A 23,196-nucleotide genomic window follows, 5' to 3' on the forward strand; every position below is an offset into this window, starting at 1 on the left:
AAGATATGAGACGATCACTCCTGTTTCTGGCACCGCTTATACTGATTCTGGTCTCCAGACTCAGCGCGGCCGATCGCTTTGATACTATAAAAGCGAACCTGGCCGAGTCAGGCTGTATCCAAATTGAATTCCTCTCGATCCTTGAGTCTGATATCTTCGACCGGACTGACACGGCCCATGGAACCGCGACTTTGGCCAAAGATGGACGGTTCCTGGTGACGATGGGGGAGGACAAGTTCCTTCGAACCGACCAGCAGTTCTTCAGCTATTCCAAGGCCAGCGATCAAGTTATCATAGAAACTATCGATTCTACCCGCGCCATGAGCTCCGAAGTCGCTTACATTCGGAAGCTTGACGATTGGTTCAAAACCCGTATACTACGACCGGACCGCGAGTACTTCCTGGTGCGCACCGGTCCCAAAGGCGGTTCTATCCCGGATTCAATGACTGTTTCCATCGACCCGAAACAGATGCGGATCACCCGGATAGCCTACTTTGACGTAAACGATGAGTTGGTGACCATTGTCTTGCTGAAGGAGTCGCATCACGCTGCCTGCGAAGAGCGGCAATTCGAGCCTGACTTCCCCAAGTCGGCCGAACGCGTGAAGCTGTAGGTGAATGAAATTTTACGTCCATAAACTTGGCTGCCCCAAAAACGATGTCGATGCCGACTATATTTCGGCTCGCCTGATCGAGGAAGGACATCAACCGGTCAATACGCCCGATGATGCCGAGTCGGTCATCGTGAATACCTGCGGCTTTATCCTCCCGGCCAAAGAAGAATCGATCAACGAGATTCTCCGGCTGGGCCAGCTTAAAAAGTCCGGCCAGTTGAAGACGCTGTATGCTTCCGGATGTCTCACCCAGCGATACGGCGACGAAATGCTGGAGGGGATGCCTGAGTTGGATGGGGCGTTTGGACATGGCGCGCTCGATTCAATTGCCCAGGCCGTGACCAATCAACTGAGAAGCAAGCAGACTGTTCGGATCGAGTCACGTAAACTCGGATACCTCAGTTGGAAAGATCGGTACATCTCAGATGGCTTTCCTTACTCATATCTGAAAATCTCCGACGGTTGTGATCGGGCCTGTACTTACTGCGCTATTCCGCTCATGCGCGGCAAGTTCCGGAGTCGCCCCTTGGATTCGATCCTCCGCGAGGCCGAGTTTCTGGCGAAGAACGGCAAGCGCGAGCTGATCCTGGTATCCCAGGAAGCTACCATGTATGGATACGGCCTGCCTGAGGGAATGAATATCATTCGCCTGTTACAGGAGTTGGAGAAGATCGAGGATCTCAAATGGATCCGGCTGATGTACCTCTATCCGGCCTGCCTCGAAAATGATTTGATCGACTATCTTTTGGAAGATAACAAAACACTCCCATATTTTGACCTTCCATTACAACATATCAGCGATTCAGTGCTGACCAATATGCGCCGTCGAGTCGACAGGGGGAAGATCGAGGCCTTGATCTCCCGCATCCGGTCGCAAAACGGTCGGGCGACTCTGCGAACTACCTTCATAGTTGGTTTTCCAGGTGAATCGGACCGCGACTTCGAAGAACTGCTCGAATTTACCCGCGAGGCTGAATTTGACCGCATGGGGGTGTTCACTTATTCTCCGGAGGAGGGGACTCCCGCTGAACAGATGGGAGAACAGGTTTCGGAAGAGGTCAAGTCTGAGCGAATGGATGCACTGATGAATCTTCAGCGGGATATCGCTTTCGACAAAAATCTTGAATTGGTCGGTCGTAGATTAGAGGTGATCCTCGATTCGGTGACCGACGAAGGACACGCGATCGCCCGCACCCAGGGAGATTGCCCGGATATTGACCAGGAAGTACATGTCCATGGGAAGAATCTGGCGGTCGGCCAGATCCGCATGGTTCAGATAGACTCGGCAGACGGATATGACCTCTCGGCCACAACGGTGAGTGACTAAAGATGATACATATCGAACGACTTGGCATTTACCTCTCCAAACCGGTCGCTTTCCTGATGATGGTGATCTACCTCGTCCAATCCGGACTTCTGGTTTACCTCATCACGGACAAGTTTGATCTGGAAAAGCAGATCGATTACCAACAGAGCCGGATCATTGAGCTTGAAGACAAACTCAAATTGTATAAGGTAATTGAGGATCTCGAGATCGGGTTCAGTGATGACGAGGTCACCAAATTGACCAATACGATCTGGGGCGAAAGCAAAAAGTACAACTATGACCCGATCTTTGTGGTTTCGGTGATCATGGTGGAATCGACATTTAAGAAGAATCAGGTCTCCGACAGCGGTGCCGCCGGGTTGATGCAGTTGCGCCCCTTTGTAGCTAAGTCCGTGGCGAAACAGGCGGGTGTGGAGTGGGCTGGAGTCCCGACACTTCACGAGCCGGAGGCCAACATTAAATTGGGAACATATTACCTGTTTGAACAGATATTGAAGTATGGCGATATCCGCAAGGGACTGGTCGCCTATAATATCGGCGAAACGAGGCTGCGCGATCTGATTCGCAATGGTCAGCCGCTGCCGGTCAGTTACATGAACAAGGTGATGTCCACCTATAAGCGACTGAAAGAGAGTTACCAGGTTTGAAACCGGGACGAGTTATCATTTCTCTGTTGCTGATAGCGGCAGTGATCGCAGCGCTCTGCATTGGATGCGGTGGCGGTGGTACATCGCTCAACAACATGACCAAAGACGAGCTGTTTGCCCTCGGCAAAGCCAAGCTTGAGGCGAAGAAATACTTGGCGGCGATCAATGCCTTCCAGACGTTGGTCTACACCTATCCGGGCGAGCCGATCGTCGACACAGCGCAGTATTATCTCGCGCTCTCCTATTACAGCAACAAAGACTGGGAATTGGCCGCGGCGGAATTCAATCGCCTGGTAGTCAACTACCCGACATCTCCGTATGCCACGCAGGCGCAATTCATGAAGGCAGTCTCGGCTTTCGAGAGTACCCCAAAACATTTCGGACTCGACCAGACATCGGTTGAAGATGCCATCAAACAACTCGAGGATTTCATTATCGATAACCCCGAGTCCGAACTGGTTCCTGACTGCAACAAATACCTCGATATCGCCAAGGGACGTCTGGCGAAAAAGACCTATATGTCGGGTCTCACATACACTCGCATGGGAGCCTCCCGTGCCGCCAAGGTCTATTATCAAAAAGTCATCGATGACTACACCTCAAGCGAATTTGCTCCGTTGGCCAATTTCGAGATGGCGAAAGAGGAGATGAGACTTCGCGAATACGACGAAGCTCGCCGTCGCTTCGAGAATTTCGTGACCGTCTTTTCGACCCATCCGTTGGTCCCGGAAGCCCAAGCCGGAATTGCCGAGGCCGCGTTTAAGTCGGCGGAGGCTGCGTTTGACAAAAAAGACTATACGGCGGCCACAGACAAGTTTACCGCTTTCAAGAAGGACTTCCCGGCGGACAAGCGGTTGAACAAAGCGGATGAATACCTGGCGAAAATAGCGGCGTTGCCTCCGGCGCCCGCTCCACAAGCCAATGCGCAGTCCAAATAATGGCGAAGAGTGGGGGATACTCGGGGGAACTTTCAATCCCGTTCATCGCGGCCATATAACCTTGGCCGCCGAGATTGCCGCCGCCAAGGCGCTGGATGGGGTCTTGATGGTCCCATCCTATGTCCCTCCACGCAAGATCAATCCGAATATAGCTCCTTTTGATGACCGTCTCACTATGCTCAAAATGGCATGCGCGAATCATCCTGAGTTGATCACGAGCAGTATCGAATCTGAATCGGATACTCCTGGCTACACACTGCTCACCCTCCGGGCGATCAAAAAGCGATATCCATCCACCAGATTCCGCTTTATCATAGGAGCGGACCTTCTGGCAGAATTCCCAAGCTGGTATGAAGCGACCGAGATCCTGGCGGAGACAGAGATTCTGGTCGGGTCCCGACCCGGGGCCAAAATTCGACCGCCTGATGGGTACGATGCTGACAGATTTGAGATAGTGGAAACATCACTGCTGGATATCTCATCCAGCGACATCCGGGCAAAGATCAGAAATGGCGCGGGACGCCGAGAATTGGGCGACCTGGTCGGTGATCAGGTTGCGGAATACATCATGGAACGAGGATTGTACCGGTGAGCGGAAAAAAGAAGAATATCTGGCTGATCGATGGCACCGCCATCATGTACCGGGCTTACTTTGCGTTCATCCGCAACCCGCTCATCAATAAAAAGGGGGAGAATACCGGAGCAGTCTACGGCTTTGTTAATTCGATCCTGAAGATCATCCGCGAAGAAGAACCTGACTATATCGCGGTGGTGTTCGACTCCAAGCATCCGACCTTCCGGCATGAGCGCTACGAAGATTACAAGTCGACTCGTGCCAAGATGCCGGATGATCTGGCAGCGCAGATACACCGGGTACATGCGTCAGTCTCTGCCCTGGGTATGCAGGAGTTCGAGATGGCTGGCTTTGAGGCGGACGACATTGTTGGTACGCTCGCCAAATCGGCTGAACGGAATGGATTCGAAGTCTGGTGTGTGACCGGTGATAAGGACTACTTCCAATTGGTCACCGACAACGTCAAGGTCTATACCCCAAAACGAGTCGCGGAGACTCCGGAGCGCTACGGCCGTGAGGAAGTGAAGGTCAAGTTTGGGGTCTATCCCGAACAGGTGATTGACAAACTGGCGCTTATGGGGGACAGTTCGGATAATATCCCGGGGATTCCGGGGATCGGTCCCAAGGCTGCAGACGCATTATTGGAGCAGTTTAAATCACTCGATGACATTTACGCTAATCTTGAACAGGTGAAGGCCAAGGGAGTTCGCGAGAAGCTCGCCGCGAATAAAGAGAAGGCGTACCTCTCCAAAGAGCTGTCGACCATACATTGCGAGGTGCCGATAGAGTTTGACCTCGAAGCACTGAAGCGGAAGCCGATCAATTTCGATGAAGCAAAAAAGCTCTTCATGGAGCTTGAGTTTCCATCAATTCTCCAGTTGCTGACGCCCGATGTTGCCGCACAGTCACCGACACTGTTTCCGGAGGCATCCCAAGAAAATCTCGCATACCATCTGGTGCGCACAATTGGGGATCTGGAGAATCTGGTCGAAAGGCTCTCGACTGTCAAGGAGTTTGCCGTTGATACGGAGACTGACAGTATCAATTCGTTGGAGGCCAATCTCGTCGGCGTGTCGCTCTCTTCCAAATTCGCCGAAGCGTGGTACCTTCCGATCGGACATGTGGAAAAGACAGTTAATCTCCCTCGTGAAAAGGCTCTCCCGCTGATCAAGAAATTGCTGGAGAATCCCAAAGTCCAGAAATTCGGACAGAATATCAAATTCGACCTGCAGGTTTTCCGACGCTACGGTATCGAGGTCAACCCGGTTTCGTTTGACACCATGCTTGCGTCTTATGTGGTGAATCCTTCAGAGCGGCAGCATTCGCTCGATTATCTGGCGTTCAAGCATTTCGATTTCCACAAAACGCCGATCAAAGATCTGATCGGATCCGGCAAAACACAGTCGACATTTGACAAAGTGCCGGTGGAGAAAGCCTGCGCCTATGCCTGCGAGGACGCGGATTTCACCTACCGACTTCGCTCTATCTTCGCGCCGCTCATCGATGATCTGGAGATGAACAATCTCTACTACAATATTGAGTTGCCTCTTATCAAAGTGTTGTCCGATATGGAAGAGGCCGGGGTGCGGATCGATCCAGATTTCCTCGGCAATTTGTCCAAGGAGATGGACAAAAAACTGGCCGACCTCTCCAAACAGATATTCAAAATTGCCGGGCTTGAGTTTAATATCAACTCCACTCAGCAACTCTCGCATATCCTCTTCGAGAAATTAAACCTTCCGAGCAAAGGGAAGACCGCCAGTGGGAAAGGGTTCTCTACTGATGTTCGCGTGCTTGAGGAATTGGCCAAGATCCATGACTTCCCGCGTTTGATCCTCGAATACCGGTCCTATGGAAAGCTGAAGAGCACGTATGTCGATTCACTCCCGACCATGATCAGTCAAGTGACAGGGCGAGTGCATACGTCGTACAATCAGACGATTGCGGCGACCGGGCGGTTGTCATCGACTGATCCAAACCTGCAGAATATCCCGATCCGGACGGACGAAGGAAGAGAAATTCGTCGCGCCTTCATTGCGCGCGACAAATCGTATAAAATACTCTCGGCCGACTACAGTCAGATCGAATTGCGCATCTTGGCGCATTATACTGAGGATCCGAATCTCGTTGATGCGTTTCTGAAAGGGCAGGATATACATGCCCGGACTGCCGCGGCGGTTTTTGGGGTTGACCTGAATGAGGTAACATCGGCGCAACGACGCATCGCCAAGACCACCAATTTCGCAATTATCTACGGTGTGACAGCGTTTGGTCTCAGCCAGCAGACTGACCTGACGCCCCAGGAGTCGCAGAAGTTCATTGACAAATATTTCGAACAGTATCCGGGGATACGGAAGTACATCGATGACACGATCGCCTATGCCCGCAAGACCGGCTATGTGACTACACTATACAATCGCCGACGGTACCTTCCGGAGATAAACGACTCGAACCGGAATATCCGCCAGTTCGCGGAGCGGACGGCGATAAACACGCCGATTCAGGGGACCGCGGCGGATATTATCAAGGTCGCGATGCTAAAGATCCATAAGGCGCTGGCAGGGAAGAAGTCGAAGATGATTCTTCAGGTGCACGACGAACTGGTTTTTGATGTACATGATTCCGAACTTGAGAAAGTGCAGAAGATCGTTATCGATGGCATGCAAAATGCGGCCGAACTGAAGGTCCCGTTGATCGCGGATGTCGGCATCGCCGACAACTGGCTGGACGCTAAGTAGGACTCGATAATCGTAGATTCGTTTTCATCGTCATTGCGAGGAGAAGGTGAGTGTAGCGAACAGCGCACGAAGCAACCTCTATAATGTCTGCAATCGTCATTGACACCATTGCTATTGTCTCTTCTTAAGTAGTATATTCCCCTTATGCTCATTGGCCTCACCGGACAGATCGGATCAGGGAAATCAACCGCCGCACGCGTTTTCGAAGAACTCGGCGCCGCGATTGTCGATGCTGACATGATCGGCCGCGATGTCGTTGAGATGTCCCCCGCAGTCCTCAAAAAGCTGACCAAGCAGTTCGGCATACAGATCCTGACACCATCGGGAAGCCTCAATCGTAGAATGCTGGCCAGGCGTGCGTTTGCTTCTGATGAGTCCAAAGTGGCACTAAACGCCATAGTGCATCCATATCTGTTGGATGAATTGCACCGACAGGTGAAAGGTTACCTCAAGCAGGGAAAAGTGGTAGTGATTGACGCTGCCCTTTTGCTTGATTGGGATCTCGATAAGCAAGTAGACAAAACACTGGTTATCACGGCATCTCCGACTATCCGAGTCAAACGAATGGAAGCGCGCGGACTGAGCCATCAGGAAGTGCTGGACCGTCAAAAAGTCCAACTTCCCCTGGCCGAGTACAAACGCCGGGCGACTGATATTCTCACTAACAACGGCACGAGGGAGGAGCTGGCCCGGAAAGTGACCAAACTCTGGCAGCGCTGGTTCCCCAAAGCCGCTTGACAGAACCGCTCCAAAGCGGCAGATTTCGGTCCGAAACTGGATAACCGACACCATGCCGATACTGACTCCCGACAACCGAATTCTCCACGATTTTACCATTGACGAATTAACCGAGCGGGCCGCCTATATGCGCGGCCTGAACGAGATTGCGCTCTGCTCGGCTGGTTCAGGGCACTCCGGCGGGACGCTTGGGGTGATGGATATAGCGGCTGCACTTTACCTCAAAGTCGCCCGCCATAAGCCCTCGGAGCCGCTCTGGGAAGACCGTGACCGCATTGTCTGGTCCGCAGGGCACAAAGCCCCGGCGCTGTATACGGCATTGGCCGTTTCGGGCTATTTCCCCGAAATTGAGATGATGAAGCTCCGTATGCTCGGCTCACCGCTTCAGGGACATCCGCATTGGAGAGATTGCCCGGGGGTGGAGATATCTTCGGGCTCGCTTGGCCAAGGGTTTTCGGTGGCAGTCGGCATCGCTCTTGCTGCCAAATTGAATAATCAGGACTACCGAACCTTTATCATCTCCACCGATGGTGAACAGCAGGAAGGGTCTATCTGGGAGGCGGCGATGTCAGCGTCACATCACGGCCTCGACAACCTGATCCTGATTATCGACAAAAACCGATTGCAGATCGATGGTCCGGTCGCTGAGGTTATGAACATCGACCCGCTGGATGACAAGTACCGTGCGTTTGGCTGGCATGTGCTCGATGTCGATGGCCACACCATGGCGGATGTTGTCGCCAAACTGGATTCGGCGCGCAACCAGAACGACAGTGGCAAGCCGGTCTGTCTGATTTGCCACACCAATAAGGGGCGAGGTGTCTCTTTCATGGAAAACGTGGTCGGCTGGCATGGGAAACCGCCCAACCGTGAAGAGCTAACACACGCGCTGAATGACCTGGGCGTAGCCGATAAGTTTGATGTCGACACAATGCTTGGTTACGGGCGATTGTATCAGGCAGAGATTGAACTGACGCTCGACGCTTCTCTCCCCAAATTCTCCCGCGATTTCTGGTGGAATGCCGGCCAGACGATGAAAGTCGAGATGCAGCCAACCCGGAAGGGGTTCGGCGCGGCACTGGATAAATATGGCGACGACGAACGGATCATTTGCCTTGGGGCAGACATCTCCGATTCAATCACTATCTCTGATTTCTATAAGAATCACCCAGAGCGAAAACACCGCTTCATCTCAGTCGGTATCGCCGGGCAGAACGCGACCACGATTGCAGCCGGACTGGCGAAAGAGGGAAAATCCCCGTCTTCGGGACCTACGGCGTGTTTGCCTCCGCCCGCAATCTGGACCAGTTGCGGGTTTCGGTCTGCTACTCTAACCTAAATGTGCTGATCGCCGGGGCGCATGGGGGGATATCGGTCGGCCCCGATGGCGCAACCCACCAGGAGCTTGAAGCGCTCTTCCAGATGTGTGGGCTCCCCAATATGCATGTCGGGCTGCCGTGCGATATCATCGAAACCGAAAAAATGTCGCAGGCGATGCTGTTTGAGATAATCGGACCGAAATATCTTCGTTTTGCGCGTGAGGCGACTCCGATCGTCACCAAGCCGGATAGCCCGTTCCAGTTTGGAAAAGCGAATATCTTTCGGTTCAGGGGAGAGGCTCCGAGATTCGCCGATGCCTTCGAGATCACGCTCGGCGAGCGGTATCGAAATGAAGACGAACAAGTATCCATTATCTCCTGTGGCCCTGAGCTTGCCGAAGCGCTCCGAGCCGCCTGGATATTGAAAACCGATCTCAGGATCGAAACCAGAGTGATCAATCTGCACACGGTCAAACCGATTGATATAGTGACAATCCAGCGGGCGGCTGGGGAAACTAAGGTCGTGATCACTGCCGAAGAACATCAAATTGGCGGGTTGGGAAATCAAGTAGCATCGATTATATTGCAGGACCGATCTTTGGCCGGAAAGATGCCGCGCTTTGATATGATCGGTGTGCAGGATCCTTTGGCGAATCCGGCCAGCCGTGGCAATTGATGAAGAAATATGGATTGACGGCTGAGCATATCGCTAAGAAAGCTGTGGAGTTGCTAGAACGGTGAAACTGGGCCGAATGTTAAAATCGGTAGTTGTCTTAGTCTCGCTAAGTCTGGCGTCCGGATGCGGCGGAAACAGGATCAGCAATCACTGGCTGGTCGATTACACGAGATCGGCACTCGGCGCATATATGCTGAATCTGAATGTAGATGATGCATCAAAAGACAGCCTCAATTTCAAGTTCGTCGCTCAGTATTTTTCGCCAAGTGAGGTTTTGTTGCAGACCGAGTCATTTGAGGCATTTTGGGGAGATTCGAAAGTTCCAGTCAGGACTTATAAGGGACCTGGCCCGAGCGTCTATCGATCCGGGACCAATGCTTCTGGAGCAGGACCATTCGCCTATTTACTAGCAGGCGTCATTCGAGATGAGCGGAAAAAGATGTTGGACAGCCTGCGCTATTCGCTGGTTCTCAATGTGCTTGCTCCTGCTGATAGTTCGCTGATTGAGAGAATTCCGCTGAGTGGCAGGATACCAATTCATAAGAGATAATTATCGAGGCTCACGTTCTGAAGTGAGCGGGTTTTGTTGATAGGAATTAGAAGATGCAATACACCGAACGAATTCAGAAACTCGAATCCGAAGGCGCCTATGTGGTGCTGGCCAAAGCCAAAGAACTGGAACGGAAAGGAAAGTCAATCATCCACCTCCAGATCGGCGAGCCGGATTTCGACACCCCCAAAAACATCATCGATGCCGCAATCAAAGCGATGCAGTCCGGCCAGACGCATTATGCGCCATCGGCAGGTGTTCCCGAGGCCCGCGAGGCGGCGGCAGAGTATCTGAGCAAGACCCGTGGCATCACGATCACGCCGGAGCAGACGGTCATCATGCCTGGGGCCAAGCCGTTTATTTACTGCGGTGTGACGGCGCTGGTGAACGAGGGAGATGAAGTTATTGTCCCGAATCCCGGCTATCCGCCGTACCGCTCGGTGGTGAAATTCGTCGGTGGGAAGCCGGTCTCGCTGCACCTTCGCGAGGAGTCCGATTTCCGGTTCAAGATCGATGAATTCCGGTCGCTCATTACACCCAAAACCAAGATGGTGATCATTAATTCCCCCGGCAATCCGACTGGCGGGATATTGCAGATGGAAGATCTCGAGGCGATTTATTTTGAGGCGAAAAAGCATGACCTCTGGGTGCTCTCCGATGAGATCTACTCCCGGATGTTGTACGGCGATCAGAAATTCTACTCGATAGCCTCAATTCCGGGTGCCATGGAACGGACGATCTGTATGGACGGTATGTCCAAGACCTACGCCATGACCGGCTGGCGGCTCGGCTTTGCGGCGATGCCGAAAAAGCTGGCAGAGTATTTCTTTACCCTGGCAATCAACAATTTCTCGACCACGACGACCTTCTCGCAGTGGGGGATGATCGAGGGTCTGCGCGGCCCGCAGGATGCGGTTGACAAGATGATCGCAGAGTTTACGAAACGTCGAGAGGTGATCATCAATGGCCTGAACGCTATCGAGGGAATCACCTGCAAGAAACCGTTGGGCGCGTTTTACGCGTTCCCGAATATCACCGGCACCGGCCTGACCTCGCAGGAGTTCGCCGACCTGATGCTGGAAGAGGGGGGCGTCGCCTGTCTCTCCGGTACGGCCTTTGGCGAATATGGCGAAGGATATATCCGCTTCTCGTACGCCAATTCGATCGAGAATATCAACGAAGCGTTGAAGCGGATATCAAACGTGCTGGCGAAGCGGAAAGCATCCGTAGCAAAGTAGGATTGCGTTTTTCGTAGGGCAGGATTCCTCGAACGAAGTGAGAGTACGATCCTGCCTCTTTTCGTAAATGTCCGGGCAACCTTGGGAGGTTCACATGGGGCGGAAACTCTCCAATTCATTGGTCTTCATTCTATTGGCGTGCACGACGATCTCCTGCATGTCAGTCTCCGCACTGGCATTTGACGGTAAGCGGAAGGGATTTGTGCTGGGAGGGGGGATCGGTTTTGCGCCGATAGCACATCAGGCAAGGACAGGCTCGCAACTCTCAAGTTGGGAGACCGATAATTATGATTTCGATTCTGTCGTGATTCACGCTACATATACCCCCTTCTACGATCCAATAAATCGGGTTTCCATCGCAGCCCAGATTGAGATAGGCTATGGATTCGACGAACACAACATTTTGCTCTACAGAGAGCAGCATGCTTTCTATAGCTACTTCGATGTTCGGTCGCAAGGGATGTCATCCATAACCTGGTCGCACTTTTATGGCGAAAGTGCCGGACCATTGTTCTCGACCGTTGGCATCGGTTACTTTTTCGTCTCAAATATCTCTTCATCTGAATCTGTAGGGGGATTGGGTGATGGACTGGCTCTCTCTATTGGAATCGGATACGAATTCAAACGTCACTTCGCATGTGAGTTGTCCTTCAGCCAAGGCAGGATAAACTCTGGATATAATCGCTGCACGAACGTGACACTGTTGGTTAGCACAACCGCGTACTAATGCGAGCAATTTCACTCGGGAGGTCTCTTATGAGAATGAAGTCAAGAAGCACTCTGTTGCTTTCGATTATACTGGCAATGGGGCTGTCGACAGTACATTCGCAAGTTGGCGCGACTGAGCCAATGCGCAAAGGTTATTTGATCGGAATAGGCGGAGGCTTTGCACCTATTTCCAATCAGTCTTTTCAGACATACTCGAGCCGACTTTTCGTTTGGGCTGACCACTACGACAGCCTTCACATTTATCGCAGCGAGTACTTTGTTCCTGTTTCGCGATCAAATGGAGATGGAGGCGCTGCTTTCCAACTCGACTTCGGCTATGCCTGGAATGAGCAAAATGCCATTTTTGTCCGCCTGCAACAGGTCGTACATTCGACTGATCCGGCGATGTCATCGGGGTCGACCGCACTTTGTTGGAGTCACTACCTGGGGCCAACGGGCCGGACGCTTTTCTTTACAATGGGAGTGGCCTTCTCGACTTCGTTCCTGCACAATTCAGGAAGGCTGACTACCGAACGAGGAGATAGTCCCGGAATTTTGTTGGGCCTTGGGTACGAGTTTAGTCCCCACTTCAGCTTAGAAGTCAATTACAGCCAGACGCCGACTTACGAGATTGCACAGAGGTCCCAATTGATGGTCATGTTCACCTCAACAGCATATTGAAAAAGATGCGGGGGGGATGGTCACTCTGGCTCCGGCAATCCCCCCCTGTTTTAACTTGCCGTTTTTCCACTAGTCCCGTACCCTTGCGGCGTGAAATACGCATATGTTACTACCAATCTTCTCGACCTCTGGACCGAGCCGAAATTCAATTCAGAGCGGGCCAGCCAGCTCTTTTTCGCTGAGCCGCTTGAACTGCTGGGTGAGCAGGAAGGGAATTACGTCAAGGTTAAGCAGGCCGATGGCTACACCGGGTTCGCCGATATCCGGCATCTGGGAGAGATAGGCGCCGATCAGTTTCGCACGCAAGTTGACCGAGCCAAAGGAGTGATTGTCACTCCTCAGGCAAAATTGCTGGATGGCGATCTGCATGCGATCGCTCCGTTTTTCCTCTTCTACGGCACGAGGGTTCAGATCGCCGGTCAGAACAGAGGCTTCACGGAAGTCCGGGTTCCTAATGGGGATATTTACCTGGTCAAGGCAAACGGCGTAAATGAGATCCCCGGTCAGGGGTCCAAGATCGGCGGCAATACCCTCGTGACCGAGGCGAAGAAGTTTCTCGGCGTACCGTATCTCTGGGGGGGTATCTCTCCGACCGGCTTTGATTGCTCCGGCCTGACCCAAACAGTCTGCCGTCGATTCGGAATCACTATTCCCCGTGATACCAAAGACCAGATCAGCGCCGGCGAACAGATCCCGCGCGCGAAGATCAAAACGGGCGATCTGCTCTTTTTCAAGCGCCATGTAGGATTTGCGATCGGTTCCGATACCGTTATACACAGTTCGGTCGGCGGCTCCGGAATCAGGATCAACAGCCTGACGGCCGGCAAGCCGGATTACCGCGAGGATCTGGATAACGATTTCAACCAGGCACGACGGATCGTCTAAATGAGCAAGATCAGAATCGACACCTGCAAGCTTTCCATGCCGCTGAAGAAGAAATTTCAGGTCTCCAAAGGGGGGACTGATGTTAAAACGAATATGCTGGCGATGTTGAACAATCGCTATATCGGCGAGGCATCGGGATCGGTCCATTATGGTCCTTCGGTAGAGGAGATCGAAGCTGATCTGAAAAAGGGGATCGGATATCTACGAGCGCGAGATGAGATCACCACTCATACGCTGGTCGAGATCGCCGAATTCGACATCAGTTCGGTGGCCCGTTCAGCATTGACGGGCATGGTGCTGCATTACCTCTCCGGCGAATCCGAACGGTACCCGTGGGAAGTACTTGGCCTGCAAACTCCGGTCGGCGTGAAAAGCTCGTTCACTATCGGGATCGATGAGCCTTCCGAAATGCTCAAATCGATCAAGGATTCCACCTATCCGATCATCAAGATAAAGCTCGGTTTCGATGAAGATATCAAGGTCATCGAGGATTGAAGGATATCGTCGGCAAGGATATTCGAATCGATGCCAATGGCGGCTGGTCACTGGACAAAGCCGAAGAGATGATCTATTACCTTGGCAAGCAGAATGTCCGGATCATTGAACAGCCGACCGATATAGACCAGATCACCGACTGGAAGCACTTGAAAAAGAATGCTCCCAATGTCGAACTCTTCCTGGATGAAGGACTGAGCACACTCGATGATTACCAGAAAGTGGCGGAGTTCGTGGATGGCGTCAATATCAAGATGGAAAAGTCCGGCGGCATTCTCGAAGCGGTAAGGATCGCTGAGCATGCCCGCAGGGATAAGCGCAAGGTGATGCTTGGCTGTATGGTGGAATCATCGGTGGGGATTGCCCAATCCATTTATATGTCATCTCTGGCCGATTACTGCGACCTGGATGGTCCGCAGTTGTTGGAACAAGATATTGCCTCAGGCATCCTGTATCAGAAGGAACAGATACAGGTCGACCGCGAGATCATCGGAGGACCAAAGCTGAAGCGCGATGTGGTCGAAAAATACCTACAGACTGATTAGCCCGGCGGCGATGCTGCTTTTTCTGGCAGTAGCATCGTATGCGGCTCCTGATTCAATTCAGATCGTTTATCCCAAACAGGGTCAGACGATGGGCTCGACCGATTCCGCGTTTGTCCTGGGGTCGGTGCCGAAGTCAATCATGACCAAAGGGCGCGAACTGATCGTCCGGGTGAATGGCGCGCCGTTTCCGGTCCATCAGGAAGGAACATTCATCGGCTTTGTCCCGCTCACTTCAGGCGAATTCCGATTTGATGTTACCGCTCACGAAAAGCCACCCAAAGAGACAAAAAAGCATACCAAGGTGCTTTCCAAGGGTTCTATTTCGGTAGTTGTCCCTGCGCCGCCAGTTCGAGTGTCGCGAGACACACTGCGAATCGTGGGAGACTATCAACCTCCGCGCGGCGACCTGATGGTTTCTGCGGGAGAGTTGATTGAGATATCATTTCAAGGCACACCCGGCGGAACTGCCTGGTTCGCTATCCCGGGAATTGCCGACTCCGTTGCCATGTCAGAAATTCCGCCTCGTTCTCAGGGGTACTGGGGTGATGCGCTGTTCGGCGATGGCCAGATCAGTGATTCTTCTGACCCCGAAGGGGTCTATTCCGGGATTTTGCGAGTGCGAGAGTCTTTCCGCGGAGATTCGTTGCGTGTTGTCTACCACCTGAAGGGCGACAGGGTGAAAGCTGTCGATACAGCGCAAGCAGTGTCCGGGAAGACCTCGGTAGTCAGCGATAGTTCAACATATCGCATGACAATCAACAGTCCCGCGTTCCCTTTTGCGATCCGAACCAAAGATTCGATCATTGTGATCCGGCATGGGATAATGCAAGGGTATCTGGCGGCATTTCAACCGCGCGGGCTGGAGCTGTTGGCGATTGGAAGCGAGGGAGACTGGTACAAGGTCAAACTTTCCGAGACGCAATTTGGCTGGGTGAATGGTGCCCAGGTGGAGAGAGTACGGGCAGGAATTGTTCCTACACATAGCTACATTAAATCGATCAGGCATTTCTCCTATGACGACAGCGTGGTGATCCGGATGCCGGTGAGTGGGTTGCACCCGTTCAGGACGATCCAGGATGATCGACGCACGTTGCGTGTTCAGCTCTTTGGCGTGACATCGAATACCGACTGGATACGGTACGACTTTGATGACTCACTGGTTGATTTTGCCCGATGGTTTCAGCCGGAGCCGGGATTATTCGAATTATCCATTTCTCTTCGCCAGAATTTCTGGGGATATGACTGCTATTTCGCCAGTGGCAATTTCTGCATCAGTCTCAAGCGCCCACCCAGAAATCTCGAGACGCTGAAGGGGAAACGGATAGTGATCGACCCGGGTCATTCCAAGGACCCCGGCTCCACAGGCCCATCGGGATACACCGAGGCTGAGGCGAATCTGGCTATCTCCAAGGAAGTTCGCGACGCACTCATCGCCAAAGGCGCCACTGTTATCATGACGCGCACTGATATGAAAGATATCCCGCTCGCTGACCGACCGGTGATTGCCAAGCGAAACCAGGCAGATATATTCGTCTCCATTCACAACAACGCGCTGCCGGACGGGGTCAATCCGTTTGGAGAATTCGGCACCGCCAGCTTCTACTACAATCTTCAGTCGATCGATCTAGCGCGGGCGATTCACCGTGAAATGGTAGCGGAAACAGGATTGCCTGATTACGGCGTTTATCACGGCAACCTGGCGGTCATACGACCGACGGAATATCCGGCGGTGCTGGTCGAATGCGCGTTCATGATGTTGCCTGAGCAGGAAGTTCTGATCAAGAGTGATAAGTTCCGCAAGCAAGTGGCCAAGGCGGTCACTGCGGGCATAGAATCGTTCTGCAAGGAGTTCGATCATGGGAGATAAGGCGCAGGAGTCCGCGGGACCCAAGCAGCCTTACTGGATCATTTATCTCGGGCTGCTTCTGGCGGGTATACTGATGTTGTCACAGGCGGCGGGTTATCATCCCATGCAGAAGATATCCGCCAAATTATCTCTTGGTCTGCTTTACTCGGCTGTCGCGTTATATGTCGGGAATGGGCGGGCTCCCGGATATATCGGAACGGTAATTGTCTGGGGAGCGATTTTGGTTTCATTCCTCATACGCTGAGAGTATCGCGGTTCCACAAAATAAAACGGCGGCTGGAGTGTTCCAGTCGCCGTTTGCATGAGTGCAGTTGCCTGCTACTTTTCTTTTTTCTCGCGATTTTCGTTCGCTTCGGCTCTGGCTTTCGCTCCACGCTTGGATGACTTGGCAGCAGCCTGCTGCTGTTTGCGAAGTTCCTGCGCATGCTTGTTCACCTGCGCAAAATGCTTCCCTTCGGCGCGCCACTTGATCACCTCATCGGAGGAGATTCCATACAGCTTGGAGAAGAGGCGAAGGTTGGTCAGGTTGACGATCTCAACATCGGAGAGTTTAGCCTGCTTCCACTCTTCGCGCGGATGATTTTTGAAATACCCATACGCCTTTCCATATGGCGGGCCCGGGTCGACCGTCACCGGCACATAATAGATCTCCGGGCTGAGTCCGAAATGAACGGTGATCTCAAGCCAGGATTTCTTCAGGTCGCGAAGTTCCATCACCGGTGCGGGCTTGATGCCGGCACGTTCGGCGATAAAGAAGACGACTGCCAGTTCTTCATCCGAGACGCCCTTTTTCTTGATTGTCATGACGGCTCGTTCCGGGACATTAAAGAACTTGCCAACCGCCAGGTAATATTCGCGAAGGCTGTTGTCGTCGTTGCTCGTTGCTTTGGTTTTGTCGCCGGCAGAAACCGACATTGCCGCCACCAGCAAAAGACCGATAAGTATGCCGAAAGTCAGTCGTTTCATGATGACATTCCTTTCCTCGTGATACACGGATTATCGGCATCGGTTTGGTTGAAACTGAAGGGAATCAGAGGAAGAATCGGCGACCAGAGCGCCGTTTTGGCCTAAAGCGCTCTGGTGCAAGCTTGTATCTGACTTAATGATACCCGGAAATATCTTCCACCTTGCCTCAACAGGCAGGGGAATAGCTACGCAATCTTACTAACGCGGCAGAGCGTCGATCTTGGCGGCGAGAATGAAATCATTCTCATGAAGCCCTTTGATCGCATGGGTCCAGATAGTGAAATCAACTTTGCTGTAGTGAACCGCAAAATCCGGGTGGTGCCCCTCGGCCTCAGCAATTTCTTCGACCTCGCGGAGAAACCTCATCGCGGCGCGGAAATCGGCAAACTGGAAGCGCTTCTGAATAGTCCGGATCGGTGCGCCGTTGTCGGTGATCAGTTTGACTTCCCATCCCGGCACGCGGGGGAGTAGCTCTTCGATCTCCATATCAGTCAATTGAGGAATGCCTCCCTCGCAGGGGATACATCGCTTTTTGGTCAATTCAGTGTTCTCGGCCATTACTCTCTCCCAGCAAAGCTTCATGCTTTTTGTGAATTAGATTCCCGGTTCTTCGAATATAACCGGTCTACCCGGCCAAATGTGCCTGAGGATTTTATATCAAAAAAGAACGGCTCCCTGAGAGGAGCCGCCGTGACTTGTGTGCTCTGACTGAGGATCGTCAGTTGGCCGGCTTGTCGGACTCGTTCGGGTTGGTTCCACGGAGGCGGTCGAGTTTCCGTTTTTGCTCGGCGAGACGTCGACGTTCCTTGAGAGATATCCGCTCTTCTTCATCGCCAAAGCCAAGCGCCAGGATATTGATAATCGACCAGACCGAAAGCAACATCATCCCTTGTTGGGCCATCGGAATCTGGCGGAAGAGCGCAAGATAGCTAAACAGGAGCATGGAGCCGATCGAACCATAGAGGCCGTTGCGGCGGAGCTGGGCAGAGGGAAGACCAAAACAGATCGCCAATGCGGAGATCGCGATACCATAGAGCAACACTGAGCCGCCCAGAATTACTTCAGTCGGGAAAAGCGAGTTCTCCAGCGTATCAAGCGAGAGATAGATCGCAAAAAGAATGATGAAAAAGAGGTTGGCGGCGGCGCCGAGGATTCGATATGGGTTCATCGAACTAAACCTTCCTTCGTCATTTTGTCCTCCCCTTTCTGATCCGCAACCTGCTCTAATATAGGCTATGAACTCACTTTTTCCTAACACTCAATTGCATCGGAAGTTCGATTCATTTGCCGAATTGGCATGCTTGTATTCGATCGTTTCAAAAATCATACAGGGAGGGAAAGCTTGTCCGATGAATCTAATTCGGTGGGGAGACTGGAGGGGGTTGACGGACAACGTGGAGCGAGGTTGCAGTTGCAGGTAGTGACCTTCAGCCCATTGGAGGATATCAGCGGAGTAAAATTGGTCTCGAACTGCAACCATCAACCTATTGGGAATGCCGCAAACCGTAATCTGAAAAGGGGTGAAATTGGCGACGGCCCCAGAATGCAACCATCAAGTGACGTATTTTTGAAAAGGGGATTGATGGTGGGAAAGGAGAAAGTCCGAGGCTTCATGAATCAAGAGCGTCTATATATGGGGGCGTAGTCGGAAGCACTGACGAATGTAATACGGGGGCACCCAATTAGTCTACTTCATCAAAACCATCTTCTTGGTGTAGGAGATGTCGCCAATAGTCACGCGATAGAAATAGATACCCTCTTTCCAGCTCGAAATCTTTCGATCGTCGAGTTTCACAGTCTTTATCCCGGGTTCCTGGAATGCCCGAACTACTGTATCCATGACTTGCCCAGTTAGATTATAAATAACAACTGTGACCGTATCGGCTGTTGTTACCTCGTATTGCAGCGTTGTGGTAGGGCTGAATGGGTTTGGATACTCCTGGTCTACGCTATTACCTTTCGAAGTTCTGGGTGGAGCCTCACAGGAGATAGTCAAAGCAATCGCGACTAATAGCAGGAGTGGTTTCATGTTTGCCTCGGACTAGTGCGTTTAAGCATTATACAATCAATTAGCGGGTTTGATGGCGTATTCAAGGTGGAAGAAATCAAGTCTGGATTCCCGCCTGCGCGGAATGATGCGGTGACTGAATCGGCGGATACTAATAGGGCCGAGGTTGGTCGCTCGATCATAGGAACTTCTGCATCCACACTATATCAAACTCCTGGTCGAACTTAATTCCTGCGCGTCTGAACCGTCCGCACTCGACAAACCCATGCTTGAGATGAAACGCAATTGACTGCTCGTTGCGAGAAGATATCGATGCCACCAAACTGATCATCCCAAGCGTGCGAGCATCTGTCTCGATCCGCTCAAGCAGCAGCGACCCCAATCCGCGCCCGGTATACTCGGGGAAGAACGAGTAGCCGATCTCGCCAGTCTGCTTGACGGTGTCGCCGGGATGAACCGGGCGAAGTCCGCCTGAGCTGACCACTTTGCCTTCAATCTCGACGACGTAATTCGGGTAATCATCGGTTTGTGTATTGAACCGTTCGGTGATCATCTTCCCGTATGGTTGGGAATTATACGAGACGAAGGTATTAAGCGCGAAATGATCGATGATCGCCGCAACGGCTTCGGCATCTTCAGGCGTGTAACGGCGGATGAGGGGGGAGGGCATGGGATTTTGCATATCGGCGCATTACGTATCCAGATTATCGCCCGAATTTACTTGGGCAGATCAACGAAAGAACCCAGAACAGTATGATAGCAGTATAAACACGTGTCGCATTTGTAGCACTCAAGATGCTGTTCGGTGGTTTCTTTGAGTATTGCTTCAGTCCTAGCCTGTGCTTCAAGTTCAAGAGCCCTCTCGCAGAACTTATGCCAGTAAAGCGAAGCGCGATTTTCAATGACTAAGAAGGTTAATGCCGCTAACAGACCGCCAATGTTTAATGAAGTCGTAACCGTCCCCGACAATTTGTCTTGTGAGGTGTAAATTGTCGCTATGATGCCTGCTGTAACCGCAATAAATAGGGTTAGTTGGCGAAACGAGCATTAGCGTAGTGTCGCATATTGCCGCTCACATCCAAGTACTCATCTCTCGATGGGCTTTCATTCATTGGGCTGGCTCCTTACTTGCTCGCAGAGCCTTCCGTATCGAACCTACCAGTGCGTCGAGCCTCTTCAAAGTAACTTGCTGCAAAGTTAGCCCACCCTTTGCACGGGCTCGCTCGAGGAATTGCTTAGCAATTAGCACTTTATTCAATCTCAATTTCTTCAGATATTCGGAGTTGCTACAATCGAACTCGATTCTTTCATCTTGTAGAATGTGAGACACGAAATCACGCTTGTCAAACAGGTCTTCTATCGTCCCCACTTCTTCGGAAACCGCCAATGTAAGATCTTTAGAGACGAGCCAATTATTCCTTAGATTCTGCTGACCGTTCTTCTTGCCCATATCGTTGTCGAATAGATAAATGACATCGCAACCCCAACCCCGCAGTATGGTGCCGACAATCGGCATATTCCCTGAACCGCCACCAAACACGAAGTTAATGTCCTTCCAATTGCAGAGGCATTTGAATGCGGTCAAGTAGTACTGATCAGAGGGTCCCTCAACAACAACATTCTGCATCTGACTGTGGTTCAGAATACCACTCTTGAGATCCAGCCCTATCGCTGTGAGCACTGGCGTGAGAGCCTCCTTATCGGTAGCTGTGTGCACCCTATTAATGACTTCGGTGCCTCGTTTTCGTGATCTCTGAATTAGCCGGATTCTATTCAGTTTGTCTGCCTCAAGTAAGTACGGTGAATGAGTAGAGAAGACTATCTGAGTGCTCTTAGAACAATCTTCAAGATTCCCTAGTATGTCAGCTTGAGCTTTTGCGTGAAGGAACAGCCCTGGTTCATCAATTAGGATTACGTTAGGGACGCCTTCTCGCGCTCTGGCCGAGACTTTCACGTAAAATGCCAAGTGCCATTGACGTCCTTTGCTTCTGAGGCTTGGTTCAAATGGATAGCCGTCTTCCATAATCCAGAATTGCAGATTCTGGGAATCCCAATCTACACTCAATCTTGTCAAATCCTGAGTCCAAAATTTCTCATAGTCCTTATTGAGGCGTAAATTTACGTCGGTTTTATGTCTGTGCTTCTCTCTATCTATGGCATTTTGAATTACATCAACGTCTAAGTCGCTAACAACAGACAAATCCTTTATCCACTGATTCGTTGTTAATTCGGCGTAAGGGATTTTATTAGGAAACACATCTTCAAAAGAACTAAAGAGAATAAAATTCGGAACCCATCTCGATGTGAGATGCTCGAGGAACACGCTATCAAGTTGAGTGGCCCATTCAAGATCCGTCAATAAATTGGGAAATGACTCGAGTGCCGCAAGAAGTAGATCCTTGTCGGGAGTGTTCGCAAGAGTCGAGAGTGGAATCTGTGTGATCAATTTGTACTTGTTGAAGATTGCTAGATCCGACTTGGGTACTTTTAGCGTCAACTCAGGCAAGGGTTGCAGTGTACCTGATAGTTTTTTGAGTAGTTTCTGTATTTGGTTCAGACTTGCTCGAGCAAGTGCGAGACGCTCGACGACTTCGGATTCAAAGGAGACTTTAGCACGCTTTGCAGTCTCCTCGGTAATGCGGTATTTGTCGGGAAATGACTTAACGATTCGAAGCTCGATATTGCCGCTGACTGACCTCTCAACTTCCATTTTCCCAAAGATTTCATTTATACTCTCTTTATCCGCGGTGAAGGTCAATGCAATTTCGGGCAGAGCTTCGGACATCCCTATCGGTTTCGCATCTTCTCTAATATGCCGTTCCACATCGAAATCTTCAAGCGCCTCAAGGATGGACGTTTTGCCGGATTCGTTCCTTCCAGCCAGAATAGTCACTCCTTCCTCGACGTAACACTCTCCGCTGTCAGAAATCGATTTGTAATTTTTGATTCTAAATGACTTGATACGAAGCATTGGTTTCCCCTAGTTCTGCATTGGACCGTTTGGAATCAATTTCAATAATAGTAGCATCAAGTCCAGACATAGACTGCCGGCGTACCATGTGGCATATTTGAGTTTGATCGAAGGGGCAAATAGGCATTGGACTCAACTAATCACAACACTACTTCAAATAATCAGTACCCCCGACAGGAATCGAACCTGTATTACCGGCTTCGGAGGCCAGTGCGTTATCCATTACACCACGGGGGCAGTGTCTTGACCGAGGCCGGTCGGCTCCCGCCGACCAACCAGATTCGGTTGGAATCAGTAGATAACACAATTGAAGGGTTGAGGGCAATAAGGAAAAGTAAGGGGGAATAGGTTGCTTCGTTGCTTCGCTCCACGCAATGATCTGAGTGGCGGGCAGACGGGGACGTCTGCCGCGCAATCGGTCGAAGTGAAGAGTGAAGAAGGATCCCCGCTCCCGGTTCGAGCCCGGGGCATGCTACGCGGGATGATGCGGGTGGACGGTCGCAAGGATGTGCTGGAAAGTGGAGGCGCGCCCAGCAAGACCGAGAGTAAGTCAACCTCCAACAATTCCATTGATTTAGCGGGTCAAGTCGCCTACCTTTGCAGTTCTGAAAAGAATAGGCGCGGCTAAGATAATCCATCAGGATTGGATGCCCGCCTGCGCGGCATGATGCTCTGTCCAAGCCCTATTGTGGAGTTCGAATGGTGGAGCAG

General features: G+C 51.7%; 23 protein-coding genes and 1 tRNA gene. 17 read left to right on the forward strand and 7 right to left on the reverse strand.

The genetic code is table 11. The annotated features are described in order from the left end of the window. The first annotated feature begins 5 nt into the window (after nucleotides 1-5). From IPH75_04650 to IPH75_04730, 17 genes are all read left to right on the forward strand, one after another. A complete protein-coding gene (locus IPH75_04650) occupies nucleotides 6-614 on the forward strand; it encodes a hypothetical protein (GenBank protein ID MBK7141353.1) in 609 nt (202 codons plus the stop codon). A gap of 4 nt (nucleotides 615-618) precedes the next feature. Continuing rightward, nucleotides 619-1,941, forward strand: coding sequence for a 30S ribosomal protein S12 methylthiotransferase RimO (rimO, locus tag IPH75_04655; GenBank protein ID MBK7141354.1), 1,323 nt, complete (start codon nucleotides 619-621; stop codon nucleotides 1,939-1,941). 2 nt (nucleotides 1,942-1,943) lie between these two features. After that, the gene (locus tag IPH75_04660; GenBank protein ID MBK7141355.1) at nucleotides 1,944-2,588 is read left to right on the forward strand and encodes a transglycosylase SLT domain-containing protein; all 645 of its coding nucleotides are present in this window, start codon (nucleotides 1,944-1,946) and stop codon (nucleotides 2,586-2,588) included. Beyond that, the gene (bamD, locus tag IPH75_04665) at nucleotides 2,585-3,526 is read left to right on the forward strand and encodes an outer membrane protein assembly factor BamD (GenBank protein ID MBK7141356.1); all 942 of its coding nucleotides are present in this window, start codon (nucleotides 2,585-2,587) and stop codon (nucleotides 3,524-3,526) included. The genes IPH75_04660 and bamD overlap by 4 nt, the downstream gene beginning before the upstream one ends. Continuing rightward, nucleotides 3,510-4,118, forward strand: coding sequence for a nicotinate (nicotinamide) nucleotide adenylyltransferase (gene nadD, locus IPH75_04670; protein ID MBK7141357.1), 609 nt, complete (start codon nucleotides 3,510-3,512; stop codon nucleotides 4,116-4,118). The genes bamD and nadD overlap by 17 nt, the downstream gene beginning before the upstream one ends. Then, the gene (polA, locus tag IPH75_04675) at nucleotides 4,115-6,838 is read left to right on the forward strand and encodes a DNA polymerase I (GenBank protein MBK7141358.1); all 2,724 of its coding nucleotides are present in this window, start codon (nucleotides 4,115-4,117) and stop codon (nucleotides 6,836-6,838) included. The genes nadD and polA overlap by 4 nt, the downstream gene beginning before the upstream one ends. A 144-nt stretch (nucleotides 6,839-6,982) precedes the next feature. Beyond that, complete coding sequence (locus IPH75_04680; GenBank protein MBK7141359.1) at nucleotides 6,983-7,576, forward strand: dephospho-CoA kinase; 594 nt, start codon at nucleotides 6,983-6,985, stop codon at nucleotides 7,574-7,576. Between the two features lie 52 nt (nucleotides 7,577-7,628). Continuing rightward, on the forward strand, nucleotides 7,629-8,915 hold the full coding sequence (locus IPH75_04685) for a hypothetical protein (protein ID MBK7141360.1): 1,287 nt from the start codon (nucleotides 7,629-7,631) through the stop codon (nucleotides 8,913-8,915). After that, the gene (locus IPH75_04690; protein ID MBK7141361.1) at nucleotides 8,855-9,571 is read left to right on the forward strand and encodes a hypothetical protein; all 717 of its coding nucleotides are present in this window, start codon (nucleotides 8,855-8,857) and stop codon (nucleotides 9,569-9,571) included. Before IPH75_04685 ends, IPH75_04690 begins: the two co-directional genes overlap by 61 nt. 76 nt (nucleotides 9,572-9,647) lie before the next feature. Further along, nucleotides 9,648-10,121 (forward strand): hypothetical protein, encoded by a 474-nt coding sequence (locus IPH75_04695; protein ID MBK7141362.1) that lies wholly within the window; start codon nucleotides 9,648-9,650, stop codon nucleotides 10,119-10,121. Nucleotides 10,122-10,174: 53 nt separating this feature from the next. After that, entirely contained in the window at nucleotides 10,175-11,359 is a 1,185-nt protein-coding gene (locus tag IPH75_04700; protein MBK7141363.1) for a pyridoxal phosphate-dependent aminotransferase, read from the forward strand. A gap of 94 nt (nucleotides 11,360-11,453) precedes the next feature. Then, complete coding sequence (locus IPH75_04705; protein ID MBK7141364.1) at nucleotides 11,454-12,086, forward strand: hypothetical protein; 633 nt, start codon at nucleotides 11,454-11,456, stop codon at nucleotides 12,084-12,086. A 752-nt stretch (nucleotides 12,087-12,838) separates the two neighbouring features. Beyond that, a complete protein-coding gene (locus tag IPH75_04710) occupies nucleotides 12,839-13,633 on the forward strand; it encodes a C40 family peptidase (protein MBK7141365.1) in 795 nt (264 codons plus the stop codon). Continuing rightward, nucleotides 13,634-14,128, forward strand: coding sequence for a hypothetical protein (locus tag IPH75_04715; GenBank protein MBK7141366.1), 495 nt, complete (start codon nucleotides 13,634-13,636; stop codon nucleotides 14,126-14,128). Further along, the gene (locus tag IPH75_04720) at nucleotides 14,125-14,673 is read left to right on the forward strand and encodes a hypothetical protein (GenBank protein MBK7141367.1); all 549 of its coding nucleotides are present in this window, start codon (nucleotides 14,125-14,127) and stop codon (nucleotides 14,671-14,673) included. Before IPH75_04715 ends, IPH75_04720 begins: the two co-directional genes overlap by 4 nt. Beyond that, entirely contained in the window at nucleotides 14,642-16,540 is a 1,899-nt protein-coding gene (locus IPH75_04725; protein ID MBK7141368.1) for an N-acetylmuramoyl-L-alanine amidase, read from the forward strand. The genes IPH75_04720 and IPH75_04725 overlap by 32 nt, the downstream gene beginning before the upstream one ends. Further along, entirely contained in the window at nucleotides 16,530-16,784 is a 255-nt protein-coding gene (locus IPH75_04730; protein ID MBK7141369.1) for a hypothetical protein, read from the forward strand. The genes IPH75_04725 and IPH75_04730 overlap by 11 nt, the downstream gene beginning before the upstream one ends. A gap of 74 nt (nucleotides 16,785-16,858) precedes the next feature. On the opposite strand, the gene IPH75_04735 is transcribed toward IPH75_04730, so the two are convergent. The 7 genes from IPH75_04735 to IPH75_04765 all read right to left on the reverse strand — a co-directional run bounded on the left by IPH75_04735 (nucleotide 16,859) and on the right by IPH75_04765 (nucleotide 22,722). Next, on the reverse strand, nucleotides 16,859-17,506 hold the full coding sequence (locus IPH75_04735) for a hypothetical protein (GenBank protein ID MBK7141370.1): 648 nt from the start codon (nucleotides 17,504-17,506) through the stop codon (nucleotides 16,859-16,861). A 198-nt stretch (nucleotides 17,507-17,704) separates the two neighbouring features. Further along, nucleotides 17,705-18,064, reverse strand: a complete 360-nt coding sequence (locus IPH75_04740) for a 4a-hydroxytetrahydrobiopterin dehydratase (GenBank protein MBK7141371.1) — start codon at nucleotides 18,062-18,064, stop codon at nucleotides 17,705-17,707. A 160-nt stretch (nucleotides 18,065-18,224) separates the two neighbouring features. Next, nucleotides 18,225-18,674, reverse strand: a complete 450-nt coding sequence (locus tag IPH75_04745; GenBank protein ID MBK7141372.1) for a hypothetical protein — start codon at nucleotides 18,672-18,674, stop codon at nucleotides 18,225-18,227. Between the two features lie 519 nt (nucleotides 18,675-19,193). After that, a complete protein-coding gene (locus IPH75_04750; protein ID MBK7141373.1) occupies nucleotides 19,194-19,535 on the reverse strand; it encodes a T9SS type A sorting domain-containing protein in 342 nt (113 codons plus the stop codon). A gap of 157 nt (nucleotides 19,536-19,692) precedes the next feature. Then, entirely contained in the window at nucleotides 19,693-20,184 is a 492-nt protein-coding gene (locus IPH75_04755) for an N-acetyltransferase (protein MBK7141374.1), read from the reverse strand. Between the two features lie 438 nt (nucleotides 20,185-20,622). Beyond that, on the reverse strand, nucleotides 20,623-22,485 hold the full coding sequence (locus IPH75_04760; GenBank protein ID MBK7141375.1) for an AAA family ATPase: 1,863 nt from the start codon (nucleotides 22,483-22,485) through the stop codon (nucleotides 20,623-20,625). 165 nt (nucleotides 22,486-22,650) lie between these two features. Further along, nucleotides 22,651-22,722 (reverse strand) — tRNA-Arg (locus tag IPH75_04765). Nucleotides 22,723-23,196 lie beyond the last annotated feature (474 nt).

It is taken from the genome of bacterium (assembly GCA_016708025.1).
Taxonomy (GTDB): domain Bacteria; phylum Zixibacteria; class MSB-5A5; order GN15; family FEB-12; genus FEB-12.